Below are 26,665 nucleotides of genomic sequence, written 5' to 3'. Positions count from 1 at the left end.
GGACGGTAGGCGCCATGCGGCACGGCAAGTATCCCTTCATCATCGGCTTTCTTGTCGTGCCGGTGGCGCTCTACGCGGTCTTCGTGGTCTGGGCGTACATCCAGGCCTTCTACCTCTCGGTCTACGAATGGTCGGGGCTGGGGCCGGTCTCCGACTTCGTCGGCCTCGGCAACTTCCAGAAGATGTGGGACGACTCGACCTTCTGGCAGTCGATCAAACACAACATCTTCCTGCTGATCTTCCTGCCGATCATCACGGTGATCCTGGCGCTGGTCTTCGCGTTCCTGCTCAACGTGGGCGGCGGGTCGAAGGGCGGCGTGACCCGGGGCGTCTGGGGCTCCAAGGTCTACCGGATCATCTTCTTCTTCCCGCAGTTGCTCGCCCTGGCCATCGTCGCGGTGATCTTCGGACGGGTGTTCGGGCCGGACAAGAGCGGCATGATCAACGGCTTGCTCCCCGAGTCGTGGTCGCCGTGGCTGTTCCTGGCCGACGAGCGCTACGCCATGGGCTGCATCCTCGTGGTGCTGGTCTGGCAGGCGGTCGGCTTCTACGTCGTCCTGTTCTCGGCCGGCATGGGCAACATCCCGACCGAGGTGTACGAGGCGGCCGCTATCGACGGCGCCACCCGCATGACCCTGTTCTTCCGGATCACGATCCCGCTGCTCTGGAACACGATCCAGGTGGCCTGGGTCTACCTCGGCATCGCCGCCTTCGACGCGTTCGCGCTGGTCAACATCATGACCGTGGACCGCGGCGGCCCCGACGGCGCGACCTCGGTGCTCAGCCTCATGATCTATCGCAACGCCTTCGAGTTCTCGCAGGCCGGCTACGCCTCCGCGCTGGGCGTGGTGCTCTTCTTCCTGACCCTGACCTTCGCCTGGGTGACCCTCTCGGCCACCAAGCGCGAATCCGTCGAAGCCTGATCGGCGAGAGGCGAGACGATGACCAACCTGACAAGCACTCCCGGCACGGACGCCGTACCCGTGCCGCCCGCCGCTCCCAAGAGCGCCGGACGCAAGCCGGACACCAAGCGTGAATTCAAGATCGCCAACGGTCTCTCGCACGTCGCCCTGGTGGCCTGGGCCCTGATCACGGCCGGCCCGCTGCTGTGGGTCCTGCTCGCGTCGTTCAAGAGCAACACCGAGATCTTCCTCGGCAAGCCGTTCGCGCTGCCCGCGCAGTTCTCGCTGGACACCTACGTCAACGCGTGGAGCGACGCGCACATCGGGCGCTACTTCCTCAACAGCGTGTTCGTCGTGCTGATCAGCACGGCCGGCACCATGCTGTTCGGCGCGATGGCCGCGTACGTGCTGGCCCGCTACAGGTTCCCCGGCAACCGGGCGCTCTACTACCTGTTCGTCTCGGGCCTGGCGTTCCCGACGTTCATGGCGCTCGCGCCGCTGTTCTACATCCTCAAGGGCCTCGGCCTGCTGGGTTCGTTCACCGGCCTGATCCTGGTCTACATCGCGTACTCGCTGCCCTTCACGATCTTCTTCCTGGCCGCCTTCTTCAAATCTCTCCCGTACGAGATCGAGGAGGCCGCGACCGTCGACGGCGCGTCGCACGTCCGGAAGTTCTTCCAGATCATGATGCCGATGGCGCGCTCCGGCCTGGTCAGCATCACCATCTTCAACATCGTCGGCCAGTGGAACCAGTACCTGCTGCCGGTCGTCATCATGAGCGGCCCCGGCGCCGACCAGAAGCTGCTGCTGACCCAGGGCATCGCGCAGATCAGCGTGTCCGCGGGCTACCAGGCCGAGTGGTCCACGCTGTTCGCCGCCCTCGTCCTGACGATCCTGCCCATGATCATCGTGTACGCCATCTTCCAGCGTCAGATCCAGTCGGGCCTCACGGCCGGCGCCGTGAAGTAACTCTCCGGACTTCCCTCTGACGAAGCTCCTCCTCGCGGTCCGTCCCGCGGCGAGGAGCTTCGTCGTCTCCGGGTTTCGTGGCCCGGCGGCGCCACTCGGCCGGCGGGATCCCGACCACGCGGCGAAACGTAGCCGCGAAGGCCACGTCCGAGGTGTAGCCCACCCGGGCCGCCACCACCGCGACGGTCAGCCGCTCGTCGCGCAGCAGCCGGCGGGCGTGGTGCAGCCGCAGCGATTGCAGGTAGCGCATCGGCGCCTCGCCCACCGCCGCGCTGAAGCGGGCGGAGAACGCCGTCCGGGACAGTCCCGCCGTCGCGGCCAGCTCGGCGAGCGTCCACGGCCGGGCCAGATCGGCGTGCAGCGCGCCCAGCACGACGGCCAGATGCGGATCGCGCAGTCCCGCCAGCCAGCCCGGATGCTCGGTCGCCGTGCCGGTCTCACGCAACGCCCGGGCGATCAGCGCGTCGGACAGCCGGGCCATCACCACGTCACTGCCCGGCCCGGCGTCGAACGCCTCCTGCCGCAACACCTCGACGTAGGGCGCGAGCCAGGCCGGCGGCTGCCCACCCATCCCGGGCACGTGGATCACCCGGGGCAGGCCGAGCAACGCGGGATGTCCTGGCTCGCCGGCGATGAACGCCCCACAGACGATGGTCGTCCTCTCCGAGTTCACCGGCGGTGGCCGGTCCGCGCCCGCCCTCACCGAGCCCGAGAGACCGTCCCGCAGTTGTGCGTTCGAGTCGCCGTCCGGCAGTTGTGTGTTCGGGCCGCCGTCCCGTCGCTGTGCGTCCGAGCCGGGGTCCCGCAGTTGTGTATTCGGGTCGCCGTCCCGCAGCTGTGCGCCCGGGTCGCCGTCCCGCAGCTGTGCGCCCGGGCCGCCGTCCCGTAGCTGTGCGCCCGGGCCGCCGTCCCGCAGCTGTGCGTCCGCGCCGCCGCCCCGCAGCCGTGCGCCCGGGGTGCGGGCCGCCAGTTCGAAGCCGGAGGTGGCCGTAGCCGCGTGGCCCCGGCGCAGCTCGTGGTCGTCGCCTCGCGGCAGGATCACGGTGTCTCCGGCCGCGAGCGGTGTCACTTTTCCGTCGGCCAGCACCAGCTCACAGACGCCGTCGGCGATCAGGTGGACGCCGCGCAGCCCCGGCCGGTCGAAGACCAGGCGGAACGGCGTTGCCATCTCGATCCACCGGTAGGCCGCACTGGCGAAGCTGATCTCACGCAGCACCAGTCCCAGGACGTCCGGTGTGCTCTGCGGGACGGACACACATGGATTGTCCCGCCGCCCGTTCCTAGCGTCGAGAGCATGAATGACGTACTGGTAACCGGATCGACCGGAATCGGCGGCGCAGTGACGGCCGCGTTGGGGGAGCGGGCGCTGACCGTGGGCCGCGGCGGCATGATCCGCGCCGATTTGAGCCTGTTGAGCGAAACCGCCCGCGCGGCCGACGAGGTGGCCGCCCGCCAACCGTCCCTCGCGGCGATCGTCTGCTGCGCCGGAGTGTTCACTTTGCGCGCCTCGCACACGGCCGAGGGGATGGAACGAGCGTTCGCGCTAAACTATCTGTCGCGCTATCTGCTCGTACGCCGTCTGCTCCCGCTCCTGGAGCCGGGCAGCCGCGTAGTGCTGGTGGCCAACGCCGGCCGCTACAAGGACACGCTAGGCCCGATGGACGACTTGAACCTCCGTGCCGGCGGCCGGGGCCTTCGAATCGCCGGCCGCACCCAGTTCGCTTGCGACCTGTTCGCCGTCGAGCTGGCCACCCGTTCGCCCGGCGTGTCCGTGAGCTGCGTCTTCCCCGGCCTGGTGGCCACCCGCGTGTTCCGCGACGCCCCAGGCGTGCCCGCACCCCTGCGCTACCTGCTCGACGCCGTCCAGAACCGCATCGGCGCCACCCCCGCCCAGGCCGCCGCCACCCCGGTCACGCTGGCGACCACCCCGGCCAGCCCGGCCAGCCCGACCAGCCCGACCACCGCGACCGTCCGGGCCACAGAGGCCACCGCGGCCAGCCCGGGTGCGGCCGGCTTCTACGGCCCCGGCTGCGCGCCTCTACCCATACCCGGGCGCGTCCTCTCCGGCCGCCGGCGCGAGCTCTGGGAGGCCAGCGAGACTCTCGTCAAGACTTGGCTCTAGCCCCACACCTCCTCGGCCGTCTCGACGATCAGGGCGAGCTTCGCGACTTCCTCGTCGTACGTCAGGGTGTTGCCTTCCACAGTGGACGAGAAGCCGCACTGCGGTGACAGGCACAGCTGCTCGAGCGGCACGTAGCGGGCGGCCTCGTCGATGCGCCGCTTCAGCGAGTCCTTCGATTCGAGGGCGCCGCGCTTGGTGGTGACCAGACCGAGCACGACCATCTTGCCGGGCGGTACGAAACGCAGGGGAGCGAAGTCGCCGGACCGGTCGTCGTCGTACTCCAGGAAGAAGCCGTCGACGGCCAGCTCGCTGAACAGCGCCTCGGCCACGAAGTCGTAGCCGCCCTCGGCCGTCCACGACGAGCGGAAGTTGCCCCGGCACATGTGCGTGGTGACCGACAGCCCCGCCGGCCGGTCGGCGATGGCCGCGTTGATCTGGCGGATGTACCGCAGATGCTGGTGCTCGGCGTCGTCGCCCCGGTCGGTGAGCAGGCGGCGCTGGGCCGGATCGTTGAGATAGGCCAGGCTCGTGTCGTCGAGCTGCAGATAGCGGCAGCCCAGCTCGGCCACCCGGCGCACCTGCTCGGCATAGGCCGCGCTGAGGTCGGCCCAGAACTGGTCCTCCTCCGGATAGACGGCCGGATCGATCGCCGCCCGGCCGCCGCGGTAGTGGACCATGCTCGGCGACGGGATGGTCAGCTTGGCCGTGACCGACGGGTCCACGATGGACTGCAGGAACGCGAAATCGTCACCGAAGATGGTTTCGGTCAAGCGGATCGGCGCGTCGATGGCGAGCGCCGCCGACTCGAAGTCGAGCTGGCCCTCCGCGTTGCGGAAATGCACCTGGATCTTCTCGTCGGTCGGATGCACGCCGCCGAGGCGATAGATGAAATCCATGTGCCAGGACGTGCGGCGGAACTCGCCGTCGGTGGCCGAGCGCAGGCCGGCGTCGCGTTGCATGCGCACGACGTCGCGGATCGCGGCGTCCTCGGCGGCTCGCAACTCGTCGGCCCCGATCTCGCCGGTGGCGCGGCGCTCGCGCGCTTCGAGCAGAGCGGCCGGGCGGAGCAGGCTGCCGACATGGTCGGCCCGGAACGGTGGCGTCTCACGGATCGTCATCGGCTCACCGTAACTCCGGAAACGCGCCGCCACCGTTAAGGCTATCGATGAGACTCAATGCGGCATGCGGTCCGCCGTTCGCGTCGAGCCACCGCTGCACCCGGCACCCGGCCCGGGAATAGACCTGCTGATCGGCGCCGGCCGCCTCGAGCCAGGCCGGCAGCGTCTCGGGCAGCGGGCCGTCGTAGGGCCGGCAGTGCTCGCCCAGATAGCGCGGGTCACCCGAGACGACCACGGCCAGCCCCTCGTCGAACCACTGCGGCACCGCACCGTCGAGCCGCTGGTGCAGCTCGACGTGGGCCATCTCGTGCGACGCGATCACGGCGTCGAGCCCGCGCGGCGACAGCATGACCGCCCGGTTGAGCACCGCGATGCCCTTCTCACCGCCGCCGCCGATGCGGTCGTAGCAGTCGTCGGTGAAGCAGGCGACCAGCCGCGGGTCGGACTCGCGGCCGCCGTAGAAAGCCTCGACCCGCCGGCGCGCCTCGGCCGCCAAGCCCTCCAGCTGCTGTTTCTGTGCCGCGCTGAGGTCGCGTTCGCTGTAAAGGCCGTCGCCGACAGGGGCCAGCCCGTAGCAGCGGGGGCACGTCGTCGCGGCGGCCGACGGATAGGCGAACGCGAGCCCGCCGACCACCGCCACCACCAGGGCGGCGAGGCCGATCAGAATCCACCGGAGTCGTAATCTCACGTCGGCAAGTCTGCCGAGGGCGCTGCCTGGCCGCGTCAACCCGTGGTTTGATTTTGCGGGAGCCGGGAGCCGGGAGCCGGGAGCCGGGAGCAGGGAGCCGGGAGCAGGGAGCCGGGAGCCGGGAGCCGGCGGCGACGGAGCTGGCCGTTCCGTTGGACACGGCAACTTTCCCGTACGAGGGTGGAGGCGTGTCTACCAACTACACCGCCGACGCTGACCGTTACGCATCCATGGAATATCGCCGCACCGGGCGCTCGGGCCTCAAACTGCCGGCCGTGTCACTCGGCCTCTGGCACAACTTCGGGGACGACCGGCCGCTCGAGACGCAGCGCGCGATCCTGCGGCGGGCGTTCGACCTCGGCATCACGCACTTCGACCTGGCCAACAACTACGGCCCGCCGTACGGGTCGGCCGAGAGCAACTTCGGCCGCATTCTGGCCACGGATTTCGCGGGTTACCGGGACGAACTGGTCATCTCCTCGAAGGCGGGCTACGACATGTGGCCCGGCCCGTACGGCGACTGGGGCTCCCGCAAATACCTGACCGCGTCGCTCGACCAGTCGCTCAAGCGGATGGGCCTGGACTACGTCGACATCTTCTATTCGCACCGGCACGACCCGGAGACGCCGCTCGAGGAGACGATGGGCGCGCTCGACGCCGCCGTCCGGGCGGGCAAGGCCCTGTACGTGGGCATCTCGTCCTACTCGCCCGAGAAGACCGCGGAGGCGGCGGCCATCCTGCGCGACCTCGGCACGCCCCTGCTGATCTCCCAGCCGTCGTACTCGATGCTGAACCGCTGGATCGAGGAGGGCCTGCTCGACGAGCTCGAACGCGTGGGCGCCGGCTGCATCGCGTTCTCACCGCTGGCCCAGGGCATGCTGACCGACCGCTACCTCGACGGCGTGCCCCAGGGCTCACGCGCGACCGAGGACAAGTCGCTCACCCCGGACTGGCTGAACGACGACAACCTGGCCAAGATCCGCGCCCTGAACGACATCGCCCGGCGGCGCGGTCAGACCCTGGCCCAGATGGCGATCGCCTGGGCCCTGCGCGACCCGCGGATGACGTCGGTCGTGCTGGGCGCGAGCAGCGTGGCCCAGCTCGAGAACAACGTGGCTGCCCTCAACAACACCAAGTTCAGCCCGGACGAGCTGGCCGACATCGACAAGCACGCCACCGAATCGGGCATCAACCTCTGGGCCCGCTCCAGCGAGAGCTGAGCGATCCGGCCCGCGTGGGGCGCTGCTTCAGGCCAGCAGCGCCTCGCGCATCTCCTTGCCCGGGTTGAAGCCGCCGACCACCTGCGGGGTCTGCGGGTCGTACACGTTGATGGTGTTGTTGCGGCGCATCAGCTCGCGCACGGGGTCGGGCAGCGGGGGCTCGTCGCTCATCGCGGCCCGCAGGTCACGGGCGGTCCCGATCAGCCGGTGGGCCAGGCCGGCCATGTCGGTGTCGGGGCGGACCCGGGCGAACTCCCAGCCGACCACGGTGAGGTCGAGGATCTCGAAGACCTGGGCCGTCAAGGGGACGGGATCGGTGCGCCGCGCGGCCCGTTTGGCCTGCTCGCCGAGCACCGTGACGGCCGCGCTGACCTGGACGTAGGGGTGCAGGCGACAGGGCAGGGCGAACAGGTTCCACCGGGGGCCGCCGCGCGCGTCGCGCCATAGGGGGCGGTAGTTGCGGCGATCGACGGCGTAGCCGGCCTGCGCGCTCAGATCCCGGTGGGCGTCGTCGGCGAACTCGCGCACGATCGTCGCCGCGGCGACCAGCCCGTCCTCGTCGGCGGCGGCCAGCTGCGCGGCGCACGCGGTGGCCTGCTCGTGGAACGTCGCGTGCAGATGGGCCCCGTAACGCGCGCGGACGTCGTCGACCAGCGCCCGCGCCTCGGTGCTGTCTTTCTGCTGACTGGCCCCGCGCCGAAACCACCGCATGATGCCACGTCCTCGCTGCAGTCCATCGAATCGCGGCCATGCTAGTGCCTCCGGGTGGCGATTTCCTACCGGCTGGTCGATCTAGAAGCCGCGCTACTGGTTCCCAGCTCTTTTCTCTGTTGGACTCGCCCGCCCCGGGGTACCAGGGTGGTGTCGGGGACGATCTGGTCCCCGTACGCGAGGGAAGGTTTTTGATCATGCAGAGTCGCCGCATCGGTGACGTGACGGTGAGCGCGATCGGTCTCGGCGGCATGCCGATGTCGATCGAGGGGCGACCGGACGAAGAGCGTTCCATCCGTACGATCCACGCCGCGCTCGATGCCGGCGTGACCCTGTTCGACACCGCCGACGCCTATCACATCGGCGCCGACGAGGTCGGGCACAACGAGTCGCTGATCGCCCGGGGCCTGGCCTCCTACGGTGGCGACACGTCCGGCGTGCTGGTCGCGACCAAGGGCGGCCACCTGCGCCCCGGCGACGGCAGCTGGACCAAGAACGGTTCGCCCAACTACCTGGCGCAGGCGTGCGAGGCGTCCCTCAAGCGGCTCGGCGTCGAGGCGATCGGGCTCTACCAGTTCCACCGGCCCGACCCCGAGATCCCGTACGCGGAGTCCGTGGGCGCGATCCGCGACCTGCTCGACGCCGGCAAGATCCGCATGGCCGGCATCTCGAACGCCGACCCGTCCCAGATCCGCGAGGCTCAAGAGATCCTGGGCGGGCGGCTGGTGTCGGTGCAGAACCAGTTCTCGCCGTCGTTCCGTTCGTCCGAGCCCGAGCTGAACCTGTGCGACGAGCTGGGCATCGCGTTCCTGCCGTGGTCCCCGCTGGGCGGCATCGGCAAGGCCTCGGAGCTCAACGGCGAAGCCGGCAAGTTCGCCGCGGTGGCCGAGCGGCACGGCGTGAGCCCGCAGCAGGTCTGCCTGGCCTGGCACCTGGCCAAGTCGCCGGTGGTCATCCCGATCCCCGGTTCGAGCCGCCCCGAGACGATCCGCGACTCGGCCGCGGCCGCCGACCTGAAGCTGACCCCGGAGGACCTGGCCGACCTGCCCTGATCCCGCAGCGCCCGGCGATAAGCAGCGCGGCGCCCGGCGGCACGGCGACCCGCAGTCAGGCGCCCGGCGACGCGGCGGTCCGCAGTCGGGCGCCCCGCGGCGCGTCGATCCGCAGTCGGGCGCCTGGTAGCGCGGCGACCAGCAGCCCGGCGACCGGCAGCCCGGCGACCGGCAGCCCGGCATCCTGGGGCCGGGCTGCTGGTCGGAGCCGGCTACTTGTCGAAGCTGGCGTAGTAGGACGCGGCCATGTCCTTGTCGCCGTAGCCCTGCTCGGTGGCGCGGCGGAAGCGTTCGGCCCCGGCCTCGGCCAGGTCGAGCCGGACGCCGTGCTGCCGCCCGGCCTCGGCGATGAGACGCGCGTCCTTCTCGGCGGTGTTCACGGCGAAGCTGGCGGGCGACAGCTTGTCCCCCCGCACCAGGCCGACCTTGAGGCGCAGATAGGCGTTGTCGAGCGGCCCTCCCTCGATGAGCTCGAGGAACTTGTCCGGTTCCACGCCGAGCGCCTCGGCCAGCGAGAGGGTCTCGGCCCCGGCGTGGGTCAGGGCCAGCACCCAGCTGTTGGCGACGAGCTTGAGCCGGGTCGCCTCGCCGGGCCGGTCGAGCCAGACGGTCCGGCTGCCGACGGCCTCGAACACCGGCTGGACGGCGTCGCGACGGTCGGCCGGCCCGGCCGCCAGCACGGTCAGCTGCCCGGCCTCGGCGGGCTGCCGAGTGCCCAGCACGGGCGCGTCGAAGAAGCTCAGACCGTGCTGCCCGGCCTCCTCGGCCAGCCGATCGACGTCCTCGAGGCTGACCGTTGTCGACTGCACCCAGAGGGCGCCGCTCTTGACCGCCGGGTAGGCCTCGGCCATCACGTCCCGCACGGCCGCGCCGTCGTAGAGCATGGTGATCACCACGTCGGCGTCCCGGACCGCCCCGGCGACGCTGTCGGCCACCGTGGCCCCGTCCGCGGCCAGGGGAGCGGCCTTTTCCGCGCTGCGATTCCACACCCGGACGGCGTGCCCGGCCTTGATCAGGTTGCGCGCCATGGCGGCCCCCATGATTCCGGTGCCCAGAACCCCCACAACAAGTTTCTCGCTCATGCCCCCATCCTTCCCCGCCGGCTCCCCGGCCGCCCACGCCGCCGGACGGCCGGTGGGATCGGCCGTGCCGTTTGCGGGCGGGCGGTGTGATCGGCCACGCCATTCCTGCACGGCCGGTGCCACCGGCGGAAAAGTGTCGTACCCGCCAGCGAGAATCAGGGGGTGCTGACGGCGGTGGCGGTTGACGCGGACGGGCTGGGTGGCCGTCTGCAGGATCTGCACGCCGACGGGAGCCCGGCGGGCGACGTCCGGCATGTGCGGGATCTCGCCGCGGCCGTGGCGGAGCGGGAGGCCTCCGATCACCCGCGGTGGGTCTGGGCGGCCACCGCCGATCTCTACCCCGCGCTGCTCAGGGCGGGCGTCCGGGTGGCGCGCGGCCACGATCTCGAGCTCACCGAGGCCCTGCTGATGGGGCATGCGGGGTGGTGGGGGTCGCCTCGGGCGCTGCCGGCGGCCCGCGCGCGGCTGCGGGGTCTTCCGGTGCCGGCCGATCCACCGCCCCGCCACGCCGAGCCGCCGGGCTATGCGCAGGTGGCTCTGTTCGACACCGCCGCGGCCCCGCCCGGCAACCACGGGTTCGACGTGCTCGATGCGGTCCGCGAGGTTTACGCCGATCAGCTCCGTCGCATCGGGCAGACCGAGCATCCGGGGCGGTTCCGTCTGCTGGTGGCGGCCGAGTCGGCCGGGGCCCTGGTCGGGGCCGAGATGGGGCACACGGGGCTGCCGTGGCGGGCCGACCTGCACGATCAGTTGCTGCGGGAGCTGCTCGGGCCGCCGCAACCGGTGGGGCCGCCGCGGCGGCTGGCCGAGTTGTCGGCCGAGATCAATGCCGCGTTCGGCGCCTGGGGGCTGCATCCCGATTCGCCGGCCGAGGTGGTGCGGGCGTTCGCCCGGGCCGGCATCGACGTGCCCAACACGCGGGCCTGGGTGCTGCGCAAGGTCGAGCATCCCGCGGTAAAACCGCTGCTCGAATACAAGGAGCTTTACCGCATCTGGACGGCTCACGGCTGGTCCTGGTGCGACGCCTGGGTCATCGACGGGCGCTTCCGCCCCGAATACGTTCCGGGCGGCGTCGTCTCGGGGCGCTGGGCCACCCGGGGCGGTGGGGCGCTGCAGGTGCCCAAGGCCGTGCGCCGGGCCGTCGTCGCCGACCCGGGGTGGACGTTCGTGGTGGCCGACGCCGGACAGCTCGAGCCGCGGGTGCTGGCCGCCATTTCCGGTGACCGCCGGTTCGCGTCCGCGGCGGCCGAGGGTGATCTCTATGCCGCGCTGGCCGCCGACTCGTTCGACGGCGACCGGTCCAAGGCCAAGCTGGCCCTGCTCGGGGCCATGTACGGGCAGACCGGCGGGTCCGCGATCCCGGCGCTGGCCGTGCTGCGCAAGAGCTACCCGACCGCGTTCGAGTTCGTCGAGCAGGCGGCCCGGATAGGCGAGGCCGGTGGGCTGGTCCGTTCGTGGCTGGGCCGCACCTGCCCGCCCTCGTCGGGGGCCTGGCGCGACGCCGGCCTCGATCCGCCGGAGGAGGCGGGCACGGCCGAGCCGCAGGGCGGAGCGTCGGGCCGGGCCCGGGGCCGGTTCACCCGCAACTTCGTCGTGCAGGCGACCGCGGCCGAGTGGGCGCTCGTGCTGCTCGCGACCCTGCGCACGGCCTTGAGCGGCAGCTCGGCGGAAATGGTGCTTTTCGTCCACGACGAGGTCGTGGTGCACTGCCCGGTCGAGGAGGCCGAGCGGGTCGTCGCGGCCGTGCAGGAGAGCGCCGCGCAGGCCGGGCGGCTGCTGTTCGGGGACACGACCGTGCGCTTCCCGCTCGACGTCTCAGTAGTTGGCGCATACGCCGACGCGAAGTGAGAATCGGGTACCTTGGAGGGTCCGAAGCGAGAGGCGCTGCAACGGGGTGACACCCGCCACGCTCGCTCGGTGGAAACCGACCAAGGGCGCCTCCGTTGAACCGGAGGTGGTCGGTATGGGAAGAACTGAAGAGCTGAAGCGCCTGCTCGACGAGCGCGTCGTGGTGCTCGACGGCGCGTGGGGCACGATGCTGCAGGGCGCCAAGCTGACGCCGGAGGACTACCGCGGCGACCTGATCGGTCCCGATCATCCGCAGGACGTCACGGGCGACCCCGACCTGCTCATCCTCACCCGCCCCGACGTGATCCTCGACGTGCACCGGCAATACCTGGCCGCCGGGGCCGACATCACGACCACCAACACGTTCACCGCGACCAGCATCGCCCAGGCCGACTACGGTCTGCAGGCGTACGTGCGCGAGATGAACGTGCGCGGCGCGCAGCTGGCCCGGCAGGCGGCCGACGAGGCGGGCGGCAAGTTCGTGGCCGGCTCGATCGGCCCGCTCAACGTCACCCTGTCGCTCTCGCCCAAGGTCGACGACCCGGCCTATCGGGCGGTCACGTTCGACCAGGTCAAGGCGGCGTACGCGGAACAGATCTCGGCCCTGGCCGAGGGCGGCGTCGACATTCTGCTGATCGAGACGATCTTCGACACGCTGAACGCGAAGGCGGCCGTCGCCGCGGCCCGCGAGGTGGCGCCCGAGCTGCCGCTGTGGATCTCGGTGACGATCGTCGACCTGTCCGGGCGCACGCTCAGCGGCCAGACCGTCGAGGCCTTCTGGCGCTCGATCGAACGGGCCGAGCCGCTGATCGTCGGGGTCAACTGCGCGCTCGGCGCGACCGAGGCCCGCCCGCACGTGGCCGAACTGGCCCGGCTGGCCAACGTCTACGTCGCCGCCCACCCCAACGCGGGCCTGCCCAACGCGTTCGGCGGCTACGACGAGACCCCCGACCAGACCGCGGCGCTGCTCGAGGAGTTCGCCGACGCCGGCCTGGTCAACATCGTCGGCGGCTGCTGCGGCACCTCGCCCGCGCACATCGGGCAGATCGCCAAGGCGGCGGCCGGTAAGAAGCCCCGCGTGATCGACCCGCCGGCCGAGACCACCCGCTTCAGCGGCCTGGAGCCGTTCGCCATCGGGCCCGACACCGGGTTCGTCATGATCGGCGAGCGCACCAACGTCACCGGCTCGGCCAAGTTCCGCCGGCTCATCGAGGCCGACGACTACCAGGGCGCGGTCGACGTCGCGCTCGACCAGGTGCGCGGCGGGGCCAACCTGCTCGACGTAAACATGGACGCCGATCTGCTCGACAGCGAGTCGGCGATGACCACCTTCCTCAACCTGATCGCCACCGAGCCCGAGGTCGCCCGCATCCCGGTGATGATCGACAGCTCGAAGTGGACCGTGCTCGAGGCCGGCCTCAAGTGCGTGCAGGGCAAGGGCGTGGTCAACTCGATCAGCCTGAAGGAGGGCGAGGGGCCGTTCCTCGAGCAGGCCCGCCGCATCCGTGACTTCGGCGCCGGCGTGGTGGTCATGGCGTTCGACGAGCAGGGCCAGGCCGACACCCGTGATCGCAAGGTCCAGATCTGCGGGCGGGCGTACGACCTGCTGGTCAACGAGGCCGGATTCGCGCCCGGCGACATCATCTTCGACCCGAACGTCCTCGCCGTGGCCACCGGCATCAGCGAGCACAACGGGTACGCGAAAGCCTTCATCGAGGCCCTGCCGCTGATCAAGGAACGCTGCCCGGGCGCGCGCACCAGCGGCGGCATCTCGAACCTGTCGTTCTCGTTCCGCGGCAACGACGTGGTTCGCGAGGCGATGCACTCGGCGTTCCTGTACTACGCGGTCCAGGCCGGTCTCGACATGGGCATCGTCAACGCCGGCCAGCTCGCCGTCTATCAGGACATCCCGGCCGATCTGCTCGAGCTGGTCGAGGACGTGCTCTTCGACCGCCGCGAGGACGCCACCGACCGCCTGGTGACCTTTGCCAGCACCGTCACCGGCAAGGGCAAGCAGCGCGAGGTCGACCTGTCGTGGCGGGACGCCCCGGTGTCCGAGCGCCTGTCGTACGCGCTGGTCCACGGCATCGTCGACTACATCGAGGCCGACACCGAGGAGTCCCGGCAGGAGAAGGACCGGCCGCTCGAGGTGATCGAGGGCCCGCTGATGGACGGCATGAAGATCGTCGGCGACCTGTTCGGCTCGGGCAAGATGTTCCTGCCCCAGGTGGTCAAGAGCGCCCGCGTCATGAAGCGCTCGGTGGCCTACCTCGAGCCGTACATGGAGGCGGAGAAGGCGGCCAGCGGCAACACCCGCGGGCAGGGCAAGGTCGTGCTGGCCACGGTCAAGGGCGACGTCCACGACATCGGCAAGAACATCGTCGGCGTGGTGCTGGGCTGCAACAACTACGAGGTGATCGACCTCGGCGTGATGGTGCCGGCCGCCAGGATCCTGGACACGGCGATCAGCGAGGGCGCCGACGTGATCGGGCTGTCCGGCCTGATCACGCCGTCGCTCGACGAGATGGTGGCGGTCGGGGCCGAGATGCAGCGCCGCGGTCTCAAACTGCCGCTGCTGATCGGCGGCGCCACCACGTCCAAGCAGCACACGGCCGTACGCATCGCTCCCGCGTACGAGGGCTCGACGGTGCACGTGCTCGACGCGTCGCGCGTGGTCGGGGTGGTCAGCGACCTGCTCGAGCCGGCCCGCGCCGAGCGGCTCGACGTCGCCAACCGGGCCGACCAGGAGCGCCTGCGCGAGCAGCACGCCAACCGGCACGCCCAGCCGCTGCTGACGCTCGAGCAGGCCCGGGCCAACCCGGAGCGGGTCGACTTCGACGAGATCCCGGCTCCGGCCTTCACGGGCGTACGGGAGGTCCGGCCGACGATCGCCGAACTGCGCGAGATGGTCGACTGGCAGTTCCTGTTCCTGGCCTGGGAGCTCAAGGGCAAATATCCGGCGATCCTGGAGCAGCCGGTCGCGCGGGAACTGTTCGACGACGCCAACGAGCTGCTCGACCAGATCATCGCGGACGGGTCGTTCGAGGCCCGCGGCAAGTACGCGTTGTGGCCGGCCCACAGCGACGGCGACGACATCGTGCTGGACAACGGGGTGCGGTTCCCGATGCTGCGCCAGCAGACCGAGAAGCCGGCCGGCCGGGCGAACCGCTGCCTGGCCGACTACATTGCCCCGGCCGGAAAGGGCGACCACCTGGGCGGGTTCGCGGTGGCGATCCACGGCGCCGAGGAGCTGGCCGGCAAGTACGAGGCCGACAACGACGACTACCGCGCGATCATGGTGAAGGCCCTGGCCGACCGGCTGGCCGAGGCGTTCGCCGAGTTCCTGCACCTGCGGGTGCGCCGCGAGTGGTTCGAGCCCGACGCGCAGCCCGAGCTGGCCGACCTGCACGCCGAGCGGTTCCGCGGCATCCGGCCGGCGCTGGGCTATCCGGCCAGCCCCGACCACAGCGAGAAGAAGGACCTGTTCGAGCTGCTGGGCACGGACGAGATCGGCGTCGAGCTCACCGAGTCGTTCGCGATGATGCCGGCCGCCGCGGTGAGCGGTCTGATCTTCGCCCACCCGGAGGCGCGCTACTTCACGGTAGGCCGTCTCGCCAAGGACCAGATCACCGACTACGCCCGCCGCCGGGGCATGCCGCTCGACGAGGTCGAGCGCTGGCTGCGCCCCAACCTGGCGTACGAGATCGGCTGATCGGGCAAGATCGTCGGGTGACCACAGTCGACGACCTCCTCACCCGCGCCCGCGACGGCATGCGACGGCTCGACCCGGAACAGACCCGGGCGGCCGTCGCGGCCGGAGCACTGCTGATCGACACCCGTACGGACGTGCAACGCCGGTCCCAGGGCTCGCTGCCCGGCGCCATCGTCATCGACCGCACGGTGCTGGAATGGCGTCTCGATCCGGCCTCGCCGAACCGCATCCCCGAGGCGACCGGCCACGACGTGACCGTGATCGTGGTGTGCCGGCAGGGCTACAGCTCCAGCCTGGCCGCGGCCAGCCTGCGCGCCCTCGGCCTGGTCAACGCGACCGACCTGGCCGGCGGCGTCGAGGCCTGGCTCGCCGCGGGCCTGCCCACCGGCACCGGCCCCGAGGACGTCCGCTTCTGAGTGACCGGCGTTTGCCTCCCGGCACGGCGGGTAGCCGGACAGCCCGGCAACCCGTCGTCAATCGGGAGGTTTCGTGCAAGCCATGGTCTATCGCGGTCCCTACCGCGTACGCCTGGAGGAGAAGGACCGCCCGTCGATCGAGCATCCCAACGATGCCGTCGTCCGGGTCACCCGCGCCGCGATCTGCGGCTCCGACCTGCATCTTTATCACGGGATGATGCCCGACACGCGGGTCGGCATGACGTTCGGGCACGAGTTCGTCGGGGTGGTCGACGAGGTCGGATCCTCGGTCCGGAACCTCAAGGTGGGCGACCGGGTGATGGTGCCGTTCAACATCTTCTGCGGCACCTGCTACTTCTGTGCCCGCGGCCTGTATTCGAACTGCCACAACGTCAACCCCAACGCCACCGCGGTCGGCGGCATCTACGGCTACTCGCACACGTGCGGAGGCTACGACGGCGGCCAGGCCGAGTTCGTCCGGGTGCCGTTCGCCGACGTCGGCCCCAGCGTCATCCCGGACTGGATGGACGAGGACGACGCCGTGCTGCTCACCGACGCCCTGGCCACCGGCTATTTCGGGGCCCAGCTGGGCGACATCGCCGAGGGTGACGTGGTGGTCGTCTTCGGCGCCGGCCCGGTCGGGTTGTTCGCCGCGAAGTCGGCCTGGCTGATGGGGGCGGGACGCGTCATCGTCATCGACCACCTCGACTACCGGCTCGAGAAGGCCGCGTCCTTCGCCCACGCCGAGACGATCAACTTCACCGAGTACGACGACATCGTCGTGCACATGAAGAAGATCACCGACTACCTGGGCGCCGACGTGGCCATCGACGCGGTGGGCGCGGAGGCCGACGGCAACTTCCTCCAGCACGTGACCGCGGCCAAGCTCAAGCTGCAGGGCGGCTCCCCGGTCGCGCTGAACTGGGCGATCGACTCGGTTCGCAAGGGCGGCACGATCTCGGTGATGGGCGCGTACGGCCCGATGTTCAGCGCGATCAAGTTCGGCGACGCCATGAACAAGGGGCTCACGCTGCGGATGAACCAGTGCCCGGTCAAGCGGCAGTGGCCGCGCCTGTTCGAGCACATCCGCAACGGCTACCTCAAGCCGAGCGACATCGTCACGCACCGGATCCCGCTCGAGCACATCGCCGAGGGCTACCACATGTTCTCGGCCAAGCTCGACGGCTGCATCAAGCCGCTCATCATCCCGAACGCCGCGTAGGGGGACGCCATGGCCTACACGCCCGACAAGCCGAAGCTGCCCGAGACCAGCGATGAACTGCGCGCCCGCATCCCCGGGTGGGGCGCGGACCTCGACCCGCAGGACCGGCCGGCCGTGCCGCGGGAGCAGTTCGACCCGACCTTCAGCGGCGCCCACTGGGAGTTCCCGGAACGCCAGCCGGAGCTGTGGCCCCGCGAACGCTCGATCGAACACGCCTTCCTGACGCCGGTCTTCGGCACGTCCTGCCCGCCCAAGGGCCTGTCCGGGAAGATCCGCCGCCTCGCCTACGCCCGTTACAGCGAGGGCCGCGCGGCGCACTGGCTCCTGCTGCTGGCGTCGGACCGGGTCGACGCGGTGGAGAGCACGCTGCGGTCGTTCGTCTCGACCCGGCCGGACAACCCGATCACCGAGACCGGTGTGCTCGCCGAACGACCCCGCGGCCCCCGGCGGGCCGACACGAACCACCAGTGGCTGGACCCGATCATCGTGGCGGCGCCCTGGGTGGCGGGCGCCGGGCTCACGTACGCGGTGGTCCGGCGGCTGGCCCGCCGGAGGGGTCAGTAGTAGGAGCGGTAGCGGCGTCGCCGGCGGCGGTGTGGGTCGCTCCACAGGTTGCGGGTCAGGAACAGCGCTATGCCGGCGATCGCCGCCACCAGCACGCCGATGACCGGCAGGTTCAGTGACGAGCCGGCCGAGTTCTGCTCGGCCGAGGACAGCACCGTGCCGCCACCACCGGCCGCGCCGCCCGCGGCGGGAGCGCCCGCGGCGGGAGCGCCCGCGGCGGGAGCGCCCGCCGTGGTGGGCGGGGGAGCGGTGGGCAGCCCGGCGAAGTCGACCAGGTTGCTGCTCTCCAGCAGCGTCAGGTGAGTCATGACGAACTGGTTGGCCCGCTGGGCCAGCTTGCGGATCGTGTCGTTGCGGGTGCTCGTCCGGATCGTGGCGATGGCCGGGAAAATCTTGCCGTGGGCGGCCCGCAGCCGGTCGATGTAGATCTGGTCGAACTCGGCGCCCTGGGCGTTGCGCATCTCGGCCAGCCAGCCCTGCTGGTCCTCGTTGGGCTTGTCGGGCAGCTCGATGTCCAGCTTGGCCGCGGCGTCGCGCACCATCTCGTCGAGCACGACGTGCTGGCTAGCGATGTCCTGGCCGATCTTTTTGATGCGGGCGTTGGACGACCGTTCCTGGGCCATCTCGCCGGCCGGGATCTCCCACAGACCGGCCAGCCGCACTTTGACCGCGAAGTCGCGGTCAGCCTCGGCCACCTTGCCCTTGCCGGTGTCGGTGATCAGCTGGTTGGGCGGCAGCGGCACTCCCGGTTCGGCCGCCCGGGCGGCGCTCGGCTCGATCACGAGCAGGGCCACGGCGGCGGCCACGGCCGCCCCGATCAGCCGACTGCGCCGGCGGAACACACGAGCGACGGTGGACACGTCGGCCTCCCATTGCGATCTCCCTGGCCCTGACGTGCAGCAGTACGGAAGGGGACCCATGATCGGATCAAAGGAAATGCCCAGGAAATATTCGACGCGCATGAAAACAGCCCGCCGGGCGCGTCGGGAACGCGCCCGGCGGGCCGGGGATCGAAGGGTCAGAGGGGCAGCCAGAGGGCCAGAACGTTCGGCGGCTCCCAGCCCGGCAGCGAGGTGTGGGCCTGGCGGCACTGGTAGCGCCGGCCGTTGTAGGTCACGATCTGACCCACCGCGTACGGGGTGTTGGCCGCCCAGGTCGTCGTGCCGGCCGGCGGCTGCGTGGTCGGCGGGGTCGTCGGCGGCCGCGTGACCGGCGGCGCGGTCGTGGGCGGCGTCGTGGCCGGGGGTGTCGTGGGAGGCGGATTGCCACCGGCGCCGAACGGGCTCAGGATGATGCCGGCCCGCTGCGGGTCACCGTCGTTGACCAGCGACTCGAAACCGCCGACGTCGTCGTACGCGAACCCGTACGCCTTCCCGTCGGCCATGTTGGCGTGGATGATCCGCGAATAGTGGTTGGCCGCGCTGTTCTTGTAGAACGCGTTCCCGTCGAGCACCGGCTCCTGCGTCGAGGTGCCGAGCGTGCCCCGCACCAGCGCCGTGCAGATCGTGCGCCGCACCTCGCTCTGGATGAACGGCGCGACGTTGGGCGCGTTGAACACGCCGTCGCAGCCCCACACGTTGGACGTCGAGGGCTTGTCGACCGTCGCGACCTCGGCGCCCGAGCTGTCGGTGAAGCGCATCGTGTTGCCGACCGTACGGCCGATGAACTTGCGGTTCGGCTCGGCCGATCGGGGAACCACGGTCAGCGTGCGGCTCGTGTAGGCGGCGAAGGCCGAGTTGATGTACGAGTCCAGGTAGTTCGCGGGGAACAGCCCGGCGTCGGTGGCCTTGCCCGGCGCGAGCACCCGCAGCACCGTGCCGTCGGAGCGGGTGATGACCGACCGCTCCCAGCCCGGCTGCGCCTTGATCGCGTTGATCACCCGGTTGCGGCCGTCGTTGACCACATCGCCCGTACGCTTGGTCTGCCCGGCGCCGTTGGTGACGGTGACCGCGTGCGGGATGCCGAAGAAGTCGACCTGGGAGCTGTTGAGCCACAGCCCGGAGTCGTTGAAGGTGAACTCGCTGGTGTCGAACAGGGTGTTGAAGTTGGGGTCGCCGGGCGCCCAGGGCGCGGGCTGCACGAAGCCGTCCGGCGTGATGAAGAACTTGATCTTGTCGCGCAGGGCCATGTAGACGCGGCCGGACAGACCCTTGGGGATGCGGATCGTCGCGCTGCCGCCGTTGCCGGGGCCGGGGATGGACACGTCGGGCGCGGGGGTCGGCGGGAGGCCGCCGGCGGGCCACGGCGAGAACGTGCCGGCGCTGTTCACGGAGCCCCAGCGGCCGTTCATGATGCCGATGACGTAGAGGTGGACCGCGTCGCCGCGACCGGTGTTGTTGGTGACGGTGACCGGGAGGATCGATGGTGACGCCGCCGAGGCGGGCAGCGTCACGGCCGCTACGGGCGCGGCGACGGCCAGGGCCGCCACCGCGCTCAGCCATGCGGTTCGCTTACGCAAGTCGGCTCCTCAACTTCTCTGGGCCCCAAGGGGGAAAGGGGCTTCAGAAGAATGTTTTGGAAAGTTAACAGTTGTCAATGGAGCCGATCGAACGCTGCCTCTTTATTCGAAGAACTTGAGCCCGAACCCCGTGTTGGACGTCGCGCCGGGCACGTTGGCCCGCGTGTAAGTGGTGTTGCCCCACCAGGCGAAGGAACCCGTGTACCAGGAGCGGTTGGCCCACGAGTACGGCGTGCCCTTGGGAACCGCGTGATACAGCATCGGGAACCGTGGGCCGGCCGGCGGGCTCGTCGCGATATCGCCGTTGAGCAGCACGAACGTGTGGTGGCCGGGCCCGTTGGCGTACAGCGTGGGATCCCAGCCGGCCATCATGGTCGCGCGGTTGGAGCCGAAGATGCACCCGTTGCTCTTGTACCAGTCCCACACGTACGCGGGATCGCCACCGGCCCGCAGCCGCAGGTCGGCCAGGCAGTACTGGTCGCTCCAGCTGCCGTTGGCCGAGTACACGATGTGCAGTTGCCCGTTCGGGTCGCGGATCGGCTCCGGGCCCTCGTTGATGAACGGGTTGCCGACCACGCGCTCCCAGCCCTCGCGCGGCTGCGAGATGACGAACCGCCCGCCGGTGGTCGCGGTCGGGCTGCTCATCCGAGCCAGGTAAAGGTTCTGCTCGACGTTCGTGTCGCCGGCCCAGCCCGACCACACGAACCAGCGCTGCGAGTTGAAGACGAACATGGCGCCGTCGACGGCCCACTTGTCGTCGGGCAGGGCCATCCGCGTCTCCGACGTGTACCCGGAGTCGGGCGAGGCCGAGCTGATCACGTACATCCGGTGCGCGGCGCCGCGACCGGCCGAGAAGTAGATGTAGTAGCGGCCGGCGTCGGTGGCGATCTCGGGCGCCCACACCTCGCCGAGGTTGCGGGTGTCGTTCCAGACCTGCCGCTGGGGCGCGGCGGCCAGCCCGTCGGTCGACGCCGCCTGCCGTACGGCGATGCCGCCGCCGGTCGACTGCACCGAGATGTACGTGCCGCCGACCCGCAGCACGCTGGGGTCGGCGGCGCGCATGGACGTCAGCCCGGCCTCGGCCGGAGCGGCACTGAGCACGCCGGCCAGCGCGAGCACGGCCGCGACGGCCGTCCCGCGTTTGGTGAAGATCTTCATGAGAACCCCTCGGGGATGGGGGAATGGGGATTCTCCCGAGGATCGGCCGCGTTTTACATCGTTGTCAATGCGCGAACGGGCACCGAGGGGTGAAAACCGGTCAGACCGGTTCGTGCGTCGCCTCCGGCACCAGGACGGCCTGAGACGTACGGCTCAGGGCAATATTGGCGGCATGCAGGTACGCGCGGTTTCCGCTCGCAACGTACTCGGCACGGAGAAGGGCGGCGATCTCGTTCGCGGTGGTGATCGAACGGGCCTCGGCGTCGACGGTTCGGAACATGGCTCACGCTTTCTCGCTCAGCAACGAAAAATATGATGCGCCGACACGAGCCCGAAATCATCAACCGAAACGGTGTTGACTCCACCGTGCCCCAGATGATCACAAGAACGCCTACTGTCACCGCTGTGACCAGTGCGCTACGAGAGGTGATCCGGTGGCCCCGGCTCAAGTCCGGCGACCGCGTACGGATGGTGTCGCCGGCCAGCTTCCCCGAGGACGAGGGCTGGCGCGGCTGGGCCACCGAGCAACTCGGGCGATGGGGGCTCGAGGTCGAATTCGGGCGGCATGCCGGCGATCGGTTCGGGTTCATGGCCGGGCGGGACGACGACCGGCTGGCCGACCTCGAGGAGGCGTTCCGCGACCCGGGCGTACGGGCGATCATCACGACCCGGGGTGGCGCGGGCGCCTATCGCATCGCGTCGCGGGTCGATCCGGCGCTGGTGCTGGCCGATCCCAAGCCGATCGTCGGGTTCAGCGACATCACGTACGTGCATCTGGCGCTGCTCGGGCGGACCGGGCTGGCCGGGATCCACGGGTGGTTCGGGGCCACGGGATGCCGGGACCTGCTGTTCACCGGCGAGGCGGCCGTGCTGCGGTCCGACCCGTCGGCGCTGTCGGCCCAGGTCACTGTGGCGGGCCGGGCGACCGGGCGGCTCGTGGGCGGGCACGTCGGCGCGGTGGCGGGCATGATCGGGGCGGGCCTGCCGTCGCTGGCCGGGGCGATTCTGTGCCTCGAGGGCTCACACCAGCCGGGTTACGACCAGTTCCTGTGGCAGTTGCAACGATCCGGGCTGCTTGACGGCGTACGGGGAATCGCGGTCGGTGATCTGGAGGGGCAGAACGTGCCGACGGACGAGCCGGTCGTGGAGGTGCTGCGGACCCGGCTGGGGGCGCTCGGGGTGCCGGTGCTGGGCGGGCTGCCGTTCGGGCATCTGGAGGCGCAGGTGTGCATGCCGCTCGGCCCGGCCGCGACGATCGACACCGCGGCCGGAACGCTGACCGTCGAGCCGGGAGCGCTGTGAACGTCAACGAGGCCTTCCGCGACCCGGCGGTGCGGGCGATCACCGCCGAAACCGGTCATCGGGAGCTCGACGACCTCGACCTGGACGCCGTCCGGGCCGATCCGAAGCCGGTCGTGGGCATCGGCGCGACGACGCTGCTGCAGCTCGAACTGTGGCGGCTGTGCGGCCTGGAAAGCGTGCACGGCACGTCGCTGCCCACAGGGCTCCCGGTGCGGCGCGAGGCCGGCGACGCCGTCACGGTGCCCGGCCGGGCCGAAGGGGTGCTGCTGGGCGGCAGCCTGACCTCGCTGCGGGCCATGGTGGGCGCGGGCCTGCCCAGCCTGGCCGGCGCGATCGTGCTCCTCGACGACGTGCGGGCCCAGGGACTCGGCCTCGGCCAGGTCGACCGCCAGCTCACCCACCTGCGGGTGGCGGGCGCTTTCGACGGCGTACGGGGAATCGCGGTCGGTCGTTTCCTCGGTTTCGACGGCTACGTGGACCGCGGCTGGACGCTGCTCGACGTGCTGCGCGACCAGCTGCCCGCGCTGGGCGTGCCGGTGCTGGGCGGCCTGCCCCTGGGACCCGGACCGGGAGCGATGCCGGTCTGGCTGGGCCGCCCGGCCGAGATCGACGTGGCGGCGGGAACGCTCACGCAGGCGGGCTAGCCGTCACGGCTTGCCGGCGGGCCAGCAGACGGGACACGTCGTCGGCGGTCATCGGCTCGGCCAGGTGGTAGCCCTGGCCCAGGGTGTAGCCGAGCTCGCGCAGGGCGACCACCTGCTCGTGGCTCTCGATTCCCTCGGCCACCGTGTCCAGGCCGAGCGCGTGCGCGAGCTGGATCACCGCGCGGGCCACCGCCTGCCGGGCGTCGGCCGCGGCCGGATGGCCGTCGTCGATCTCGATGCCGTCCACGAACGACTTGTCGAGCTTGACGATCGCGGCCGGGAAAGCGCGCAGCAGGCTCAGCGACGACTCGCCGGTGCCGAAGTCGTCCAGCGCCAGCCGGATGCCCATCCGGTCGAGCTCGTACAGGGCCCGGGAAACCTGCTGGCCGCGGAGCACTGCCGACTCGGTCACCTCGAGAACCAGCCGCTCACAGGGCAGCCCGCTGTCGGCCAGCGCGCTCGCCACGTCGGAGACGAAGTCGGGGTCGTGCAGCTGCCGCGCCGAGACGTTCAGCCCGGCCTCCCGCAGCGCCTCGGGGCCGAACTCGGCCAGCCACGCGGCGGCCTGCCGGCAGGTCTCGCGCAACACGAACCGGCCCAGCGGCACGATCAGGCCGGTCCGTTCGGCGGCCGGGATGAACTCGCCCGGCCCGACCACGCCGCGGGTCGGATGGTGCCAGCGGACCAGCGCCTCGACCCCGAACAGGCGGTTGTCGTCCAGCCGCATGATCGGCTGGTAGAGGACCCGGAACTCGTCGTTGTCGAGGGCCCGCCGCAGCTCGCCGCCGAGTTGCATGTGCGCCAGGACGGGCTCGCCCATGCCGTCCACGTAGCGTACGGAACCGGCCTTGCCCTGCTGTTTGGCCGTGTACATGGCGACGTCGGCATTCCGCAGAACCTCGTCGACGCCTGCGCCGGGCGTGGAGGTGGCGATGCCGATGCTGGCCTGCACCAGCAGCCGGTGCTCACTGATCGGATGCGAGAGCACGGCCAGCAGCCGCTCGGCCAGATCGCCGGGATCGGCGTCCGGCCCGACCAGGACGACCGCGAACTCGTCGCCGCCCACCCGAGCCGGCAGCCCCGCGCCCTTCACCTCGGCCTCGAGCAGCCGCCCCACCGACACCAGCAGCCGGTCGCCGACCCCGTGCCCGAGCAGATCGTTGACCGTCTTGAAATCGTCCAGGTCGATCAGCAGCACCGACGCCGGACCGGGGCCGGCCAGCGCGGCCGTGAGCCGCTCACGGAACAGGACCCGGTTGGCCAGCCCGGTCAGACCGTCGTGGCTGACCTCGTACTGCAGCCGCTTCTCCTGGACGCGTGAGGTCCGGAGCAGGCGCGCGTTCTCGCGGTAGGCCAGATATTGCCGGACCATGACCAGCGCCGTGACCACCACCGCGGCGATCAGGACGACCCGGACCGGCAGGCGCAAAGGCGCCCCGAACGCCACCGCGATCAGCGGCACGTCGACCAGCACCATCGCCAGGTAGGGCAACAGCACCCCGACGCGGGCCGGGCGGCGCAGTCCCCGGTCGGCGCGGTGCTGGGCCACGACGCCGAAAGTGATCAGCATCGGCGCCGACGGCAGGATGATCGCCTGCGCCGGCACGGTGGCGAGCAGGCCGAACTGCACCGACAGCACGGCACAGACCGCGGCCGGAAGACCCCCGGCGGCCGCGATGAACCGGATCGCGACCCGGTCGACCGGGCCGCCGGCGATGTACGACACCTTCGTCGCGGCCCCCACGGCGACCAGGAAACCCAGCGCGACCAGCAGCATCGCCTGCCGGCTCCACGGCTCGCGGGCGGACAGCATCGGGGCCAGCCCGAGATACCAGACGACGGCCGCGCAGCCGAGAAACGCGATCATCCGGTCGAGCGTCATGCGCCACCGCTCGGACCCGCCGGCCGCGACGACCGGCACCCGGGCCAGCGCCCAGATGGCGATCAGAAACCCGAGGGCGGCCAGCGCGGCCGCGGGCGCGGGCATGTTGCGGGTGCGAACCTCGTCCACGTGGGCGAACATGTCCACGGCCAGCCAGCCGTACCCCACCGTGTTCAACGCGACGGCCACCAGGACGGCCCGCCAGAACCGCCGGGCGACCGGATCGAGGCGGGCGTTCCCCCGGAGCAGGTCGAAGACGGCCGCGGTGGCGATCGCGGCACCGACCGGAACGAAGACGTAGGCGACTGCTTCGGTGCCCGCGCCGGCTCCCAGATAGGCCGCACACCAGACGGCCCCGATCACGACAACGGCGGCGCAGGCCCACCCGAAAAGCCGGGCCGTTCCACCCTCGTCAGTCCCGGCCGCCCGCGTCACGGCCCGACACTAACCGGTCCGAAGTGGAGACGATCTCCCCCGAACGTTCGACCTTCAACGATGTAAGTCCGTGATCCGCGGTCTGTGCGACACTCGCACCCACCCGTCGATGTCGATGGACAGGAGCCCCGAGATGAGCCGACCGCCCGGCAATCGAGTAACCCTGACCACCATCGCGCGGGCGGCGGGCGTCTCGGTGCCGACCGTGTCCCGGGTGGTGAAAGGGGACGGCCGGGTCGCCGAGGGCACCCGGGTTCGGATCGAGCGCCTGCTGAGCCAGTACGAATATCGGCCGCGGTCCGCAGCCGCCGAGCCCCCCGGATCGGTCCACGTCATCTATCCGCGCCTGGACACCTCGTGGCAGCTGGAGCACATCCGGGGGATGGAGGCGGTGACGCAGGAAGCCGGCGTGGGGCTGGTGGTGTCGGTCCTGGACAGCGGCGCCGCGGGCCTTCTGCGGCGCGCCGGAGCCGGACAGGCGACCGGGGCGATCCTGGCCGCCGCCAGCGCGGAGTCCCCGCTCGGCACCATGCTCGACCAGCTGGACACCCCGGTGCTCGCCCTCGACCCGGGCGTGAAGGCTTCGGCGAAGCTGCCGACGATCGGCGCGGCCAACTGGCTGGGCGCCCGCACCGCGACCAACCATCTCATCGCGCTCGGCCACCGGCGCATCGGCGTGATCACCGGGTCGAAGGGCGGATTGCTGTGCAGCCGGGCCCGGCTCGACGGTCATCGGGCCGCCCTCGAAGGGGCCGGCATACCCGACGACCCCACTTTGATCAGGCACGGCGAGTTCGAGTACGGGTCGGGCGTCAGCGCCGCCCTGGAACTCCTCGACCACGCCGACCGGCCCACGGCGATCTTCGCCTTCAGCGACCACATCGCGCTCGGAGCCTACGAGGCCGCCCGCCGTCGTGGCCTGTCCATACCGGGCCAGCTCAGTGTGGTTGGCTTCGACGACCTTCCCGCCGCCCGCTGGGCTTCGCCCCCGCTGACCACGGTGCGGCAGCCGCTGGAGGAGATGGGCGGGCTGGCCGCCCGCACGATTCTGAACCTGGCGGGTCACAAGACGCTCGAGTCACCGCACATCGAGCTGGGCACGCGACTGGTCGAGCGGGGAAGCACAGCGGCCCCTGATCGCCGCCACCGGCGGTGAGGCA

Annotated in this window: 23 protein-coding genes; 13 read left to right on the top strand and 10 right to left on the bottom strand. The window is 70.8% G+C overall.

Translation table 11 applies throughout. The annotated features are described in order from the left end of the window. Positions 1 to 14: 14 nt before the first annotated feature. Positions 15 to 923: a carbohydrate ABC transporter permease gene (locus ACZ3I4_RS10780; protein ID WP_465381664.1), complete on the top strand. Its 909-nt coding sequence runs from the start codon at positions 15 to 17 to the stop codon at positions 921 to 923. A gap of 18 nt (positions 924 to 941) precedes the next feature. After that, complete coding sequence (locus tag ACZ3I4_RS10775) at positions 942 to 1,871, top strand: carbohydrate ABC transporter permease (protein ID WP_465381663.1); 930 nt, start codon at positions 942 to 944, stop codon at positions 1,869 to 1,871. On the opposite strand, the gene ACZ3I4_RS10770 is transcribed toward ACZ3I4_RS10775, so the two are convergent. Then, positions 1,849 to 3,126 carry an AraC family transcriptional regulator gene (locus ACZ3I4_RS10770; RefSeq protein WP_465381662.1) on the bottom strand — a complete coding sequence of 426 codons (1,278 nt, stop codon included), beginning with the start codon at positions 3,124 to 3,126 and terminating at the stop codon, positions 1,849 to 1,851. The two genes, ACZ3I4_RS10775 and ACZ3I4_RS10770, sit on opposite strands and share 23 nt — an antisense overlap. A gap of 39 nt (positions 3,127 to 3,165) precedes the next feature. Here ACZ3I4_RS10770 and ACZ3I4_RS10765 point away from each other — a divergent pair, with 39 nt between their 5' ends. After that, positions 3,166 to 3,993, top strand: a complete 828-nt coding sequence (locus ACZ3I4_RS10765; RefSeq protein ID WP_465381661.1) for a Rossmann-fold NAD(P)-binding domain-containing protein — start codon at positions 3,166 to 3,168, stop codon at positions 3,991 to 3,993. Here ACZ3I4_RS10765 and ACZ3I4_RS10760 read toward each other — a convergent pair. After that, the gene (locus ACZ3I4_RS10760) at positions 3,990 to 5,111 is read right to left on the bottom strand and encodes a 5-methyltetrahydropteroyltriglutamate--homocysteine S-methyltransferase (protein ID WP_465381660.1); all 1,122 of its coding nucleotides are present in this window, start codon (positions 5,109 to 5,111) and stop codon (positions 3,990 to 3,992) included. The two genes, ACZ3I4_RS10765 and ACZ3I4_RS10760, sit on opposite strands and share 4 nt — an antisense overlap. A gap of 4 nt (positions 5,112 to 5,115) precedes the next feature. Further along, positions 5,116 to 5,799, bottom strand: a complete 684-nt coding sequence (locus ACZ3I4_RS10755; protein WP_465381659.1) for a hypothetical protein — start codon at positions 5,797 to 5,799, stop codon at positions 5,116 to 5,118. Between the two features lie 230 nt (positions 5,800 to 6,029). Here ACZ3I4_RS10755 and mgrA point away from each other — a divergent pair, with 230 nt between their 5' ends. Continuing rightward, positions 6,030 to 7,019, top strand: coding sequence for an L-glyceraldehyde 3-phosphate reductase (mgrA, locus tag ACZ3I4_RS10750; RefSeq protein ID WP_465381846.1), 990 nt, complete (start codon positions 6,030 to 6,032; stop codon positions 7,017 to 7,019). A gap of 27 nt (positions 7,020 to 7,046) precedes the next feature. On the opposite strand, the gene ACZ3I4_RS10745 is transcribed toward mgrA, so the two are convergent. Beyond that, positions 7,047 to 7,730, bottom strand: a complete 684-nt coding sequence (locus ACZ3I4_RS10745) for a hypothetical protein (RefSeq protein ID WP_465381658.1) — start codon at positions 7,728 to 7,730, stop codon at positions 7,047 to 7,049. A gap of 197 nt (positions 7,731 to 7,927) precedes the next feature. Here ACZ3I4_RS10745 and ACZ3I4_RS10740 point away from each other — a divergent pair, with 197 nt between their 5' ends. After that, on the top strand, positions 7,928 to 8,782 hold the full coding sequence (locus ACZ3I4_RS10740; protein ID WP_465381657.1) for an aldo/keto reductase: 855 nt from the start codon (positions 7,928 to 7,930) through the stop codon (positions 8,780 to 8,782). A 212-nt stretch (positions 8,783 to 8,994) separates the two neighbouring features. Here the strand turns inward: ACZ3I4_RS10740 and ACZ3I4_RS10735 are convergent, their stop codons facing one another. Beyond that, a complete protein-coding gene (locus tag ACZ3I4_RS10735; protein ID WP_465381656.1) occupies positions 8,995 to 9,864 on the bottom strand; it encodes an NAD(P)-dependent oxidoreductase in 870 nt (289 codons plus the stop codon). Between the two features lie 162 nt (positions 9,865 to 10,026). Here ACZ3I4_RS10735 and ACZ3I4_RS10730 point away from each other — a divergent pair, with 162 nt between their 5' ends. The 5 genes from ACZ3I4_RS10730 to ACZ3I4_RS10710 all read left to right on the top strand — a co-directional run bounded on the left by ACZ3I4_RS10730 (position 10,027) and on the right by ACZ3I4_RS10710 (position 17,626). Next, positions 10,027 to 11,712 carry a bifunctional 3'-5' exonuclease/DNA polymerase gene (locus ACZ3I4_RS10730; RefSeq protein WP_465381655.1) on the top strand — a complete coding sequence of 562 codons (1,686 nt, stop codon included), beginning with the start codon at positions 10,027 to 10,029 and terminating at the stop codon, positions 11,710 to 11,712. A gap of 115 nt (positions 11,713 to 11,827) precedes the next feature. Further along, the gene (metH, locus tag ACZ3I4_RS10725; protein WP_465381654.1) at positions 11,828 to 15,424 is read left to right on the top strand and encodes a methionine synthase; all 3,597 of its coding nucleotides are present in this window, start codon (positions 11,828 to 11,830) and stop codon (positions 15,422 to 15,424) included. A 59-nt stretch (positions 15,425 to 15,483) separates the two neighbouring features. Next, the gene (locus ACZ3I4_RS10720; RefSeq protein ID WP_465381845.1) at positions 15,484 to 15,840 is read left to right on the top strand and encodes a rhodanese-like domain-containing protein; all 357 of its coding nucleotides are present in this window, start codon (positions 15,484 to 15,486) and stop codon (positions 15,838 to 15,840) included. Positions 15,841 to 15,922: 82 nt separating this feature from the next. Beyond that, entirely contained in the window at positions 15,923 to 17,062 is a 1,140-nt protein-coding gene (locus ACZ3I4_RS10715; RefSeq protein WP_465381844.1) for a zinc-dependent alcohol dehydrogenase, read from the top strand. 9 nt (positions 17,063 to 17,071) lie between these two features. Beyond that, complete coding sequence (locus ACZ3I4_RS10710; protein WP_465381653.1) at positions 17,072 to 17,626, top strand: hypothetical protein; 555 nt, start codon at positions 17,072 to 17,074, stop codon at positions 17,624 to 17,626. Here ACZ3I4_RS10710 and ACZ3I4_RS10705 read toward each other — a convergent pair. From ACZ3I4_RS10705 to ACZ3I4_RS10690, 4 genes are all read right to left on the bottom strand, one after another. Continuing rightward, positions 17,620 to 18,486 (bottom strand): DUF4142 domain-containing protein, encoded by an 867-nt coding sequence (locus ACZ3I4_RS10705; RefSeq protein WP_465381652.1) that lies wholly within the window; start codon positions 18,484 to 18,486, stop codon positions 17,620 to 17,622. The genes ACZ3I4_RS10710 and ACZ3I4_RS10705 overlap by 7 nt on opposite strands. Before the next feature lie 158 nt (positions 18,487 to 18,644). After that, a complete protein-coding gene (locus tag ACZ3I4_RS10700) occupies positions 18,645 to 20,084 on the bottom strand; it encodes a beta-1,3-glucanase family protein (RefSeq protein ID WP_465381651.1) in 1,440 nt (479 codons plus the stop codon). A 102-nt stretch (positions 20,085 to 20,186) separates the two neighbouring features. Further along, positions 20,187 to 21,242 (bottom strand): glycoside hydrolase family 43 protein, encoded by a 1,056-nt coding sequence (locus ACZ3I4_RS10695; protein WP_465381650.1) that lies wholly within the window; start codon positions 21,240 to 21,242, stop codon positions 20,187 to 20,189. A 100-nt stretch (positions 21,243 to 21,342) separates the two neighbouring features. Then, a complete protein-coding gene (locus tag ACZ3I4_RS10690) occupies positions 21,343 to 21,522 on the bottom strand; it encodes a hypothetical protein (protein ID WP_465381649.1) in 180 nt (59 codons plus the stop codon). A gap of 125 nt (positions 21,523 to 21,647) precedes the next feature. Here ACZ3I4_RS10690 and ACZ3I4_RS10685 point away from each other — a divergent pair, with 125 nt between their 5' ends. Next, complete coding sequence (locus ACZ3I4_RS10685) at positions 21,648 to 22,544, top strand: S66 peptidase family protein (RefSeq protein WP_465381648.1); 897 nt, start codon at positions 21,648 to 21,650, stop codon at positions 22,542 to 22,544. Further along, entirely contained in the window at positions 22,469 to 23,188 is a 720-nt protein-coding gene (locus ACZ3I4_RS10680; RefSeq protein ID WP_465381647.1) for an LD-carboxypeptidase, read from the top strand. The genes ACZ3I4_RS10685 and ACZ3I4_RS10680 overlap by 76 nt, the downstream gene beginning before the upstream one ends. On the opposite strand, the gene ACZ3I4_RS10675 is transcribed toward ACZ3I4_RS10680, so the two are convergent. After that, entirely contained in the window at positions 23,172 to 25,505 is a 2,334-nt protein-coding gene (locus ACZ3I4_RS10675) for a putative bifunctional diguanylate cyclase/phosphodiesterase (protein WP_465381646.1), read from the bottom strand. The genes ACZ3I4_RS10680 and ACZ3I4_RS10675 overlap by 17 nt on opposite strands. Before the next feature lie 133 nt (positions 25,506 to 25,638). On the opposite strand from ACZ3I4_RS10675, the gene ACZ3I4_RS10670 reads away from it, so the two are divergent. Continuing rightward, positions 25,639 to 26,661 carry a LacI family DNA-binding transcriptional regulator gene (locus tag ACZ3I4_RS10670; RefSeq protein ID WP_465381645.1) on the top strand — a complete coding sequence of 341 codons (1,023 nt, stop codon included), beginning with the start codon at positions 25,639 to 25,641 and terminating at the stop codon, positions 26,659 to 26,661. The last annotated feature ends 4 nt before the right edge of the window (positions 26,662 to 26,665 follow it).

This window comes from Actinoplanes sp. NPDC021490, assembly GCF_055562135.1.
The sequence above is the reverse complement of the archived record's forward strand: the minus strand, read 5'-3'. Positions and strand labels throughout refer to the sequence as shown.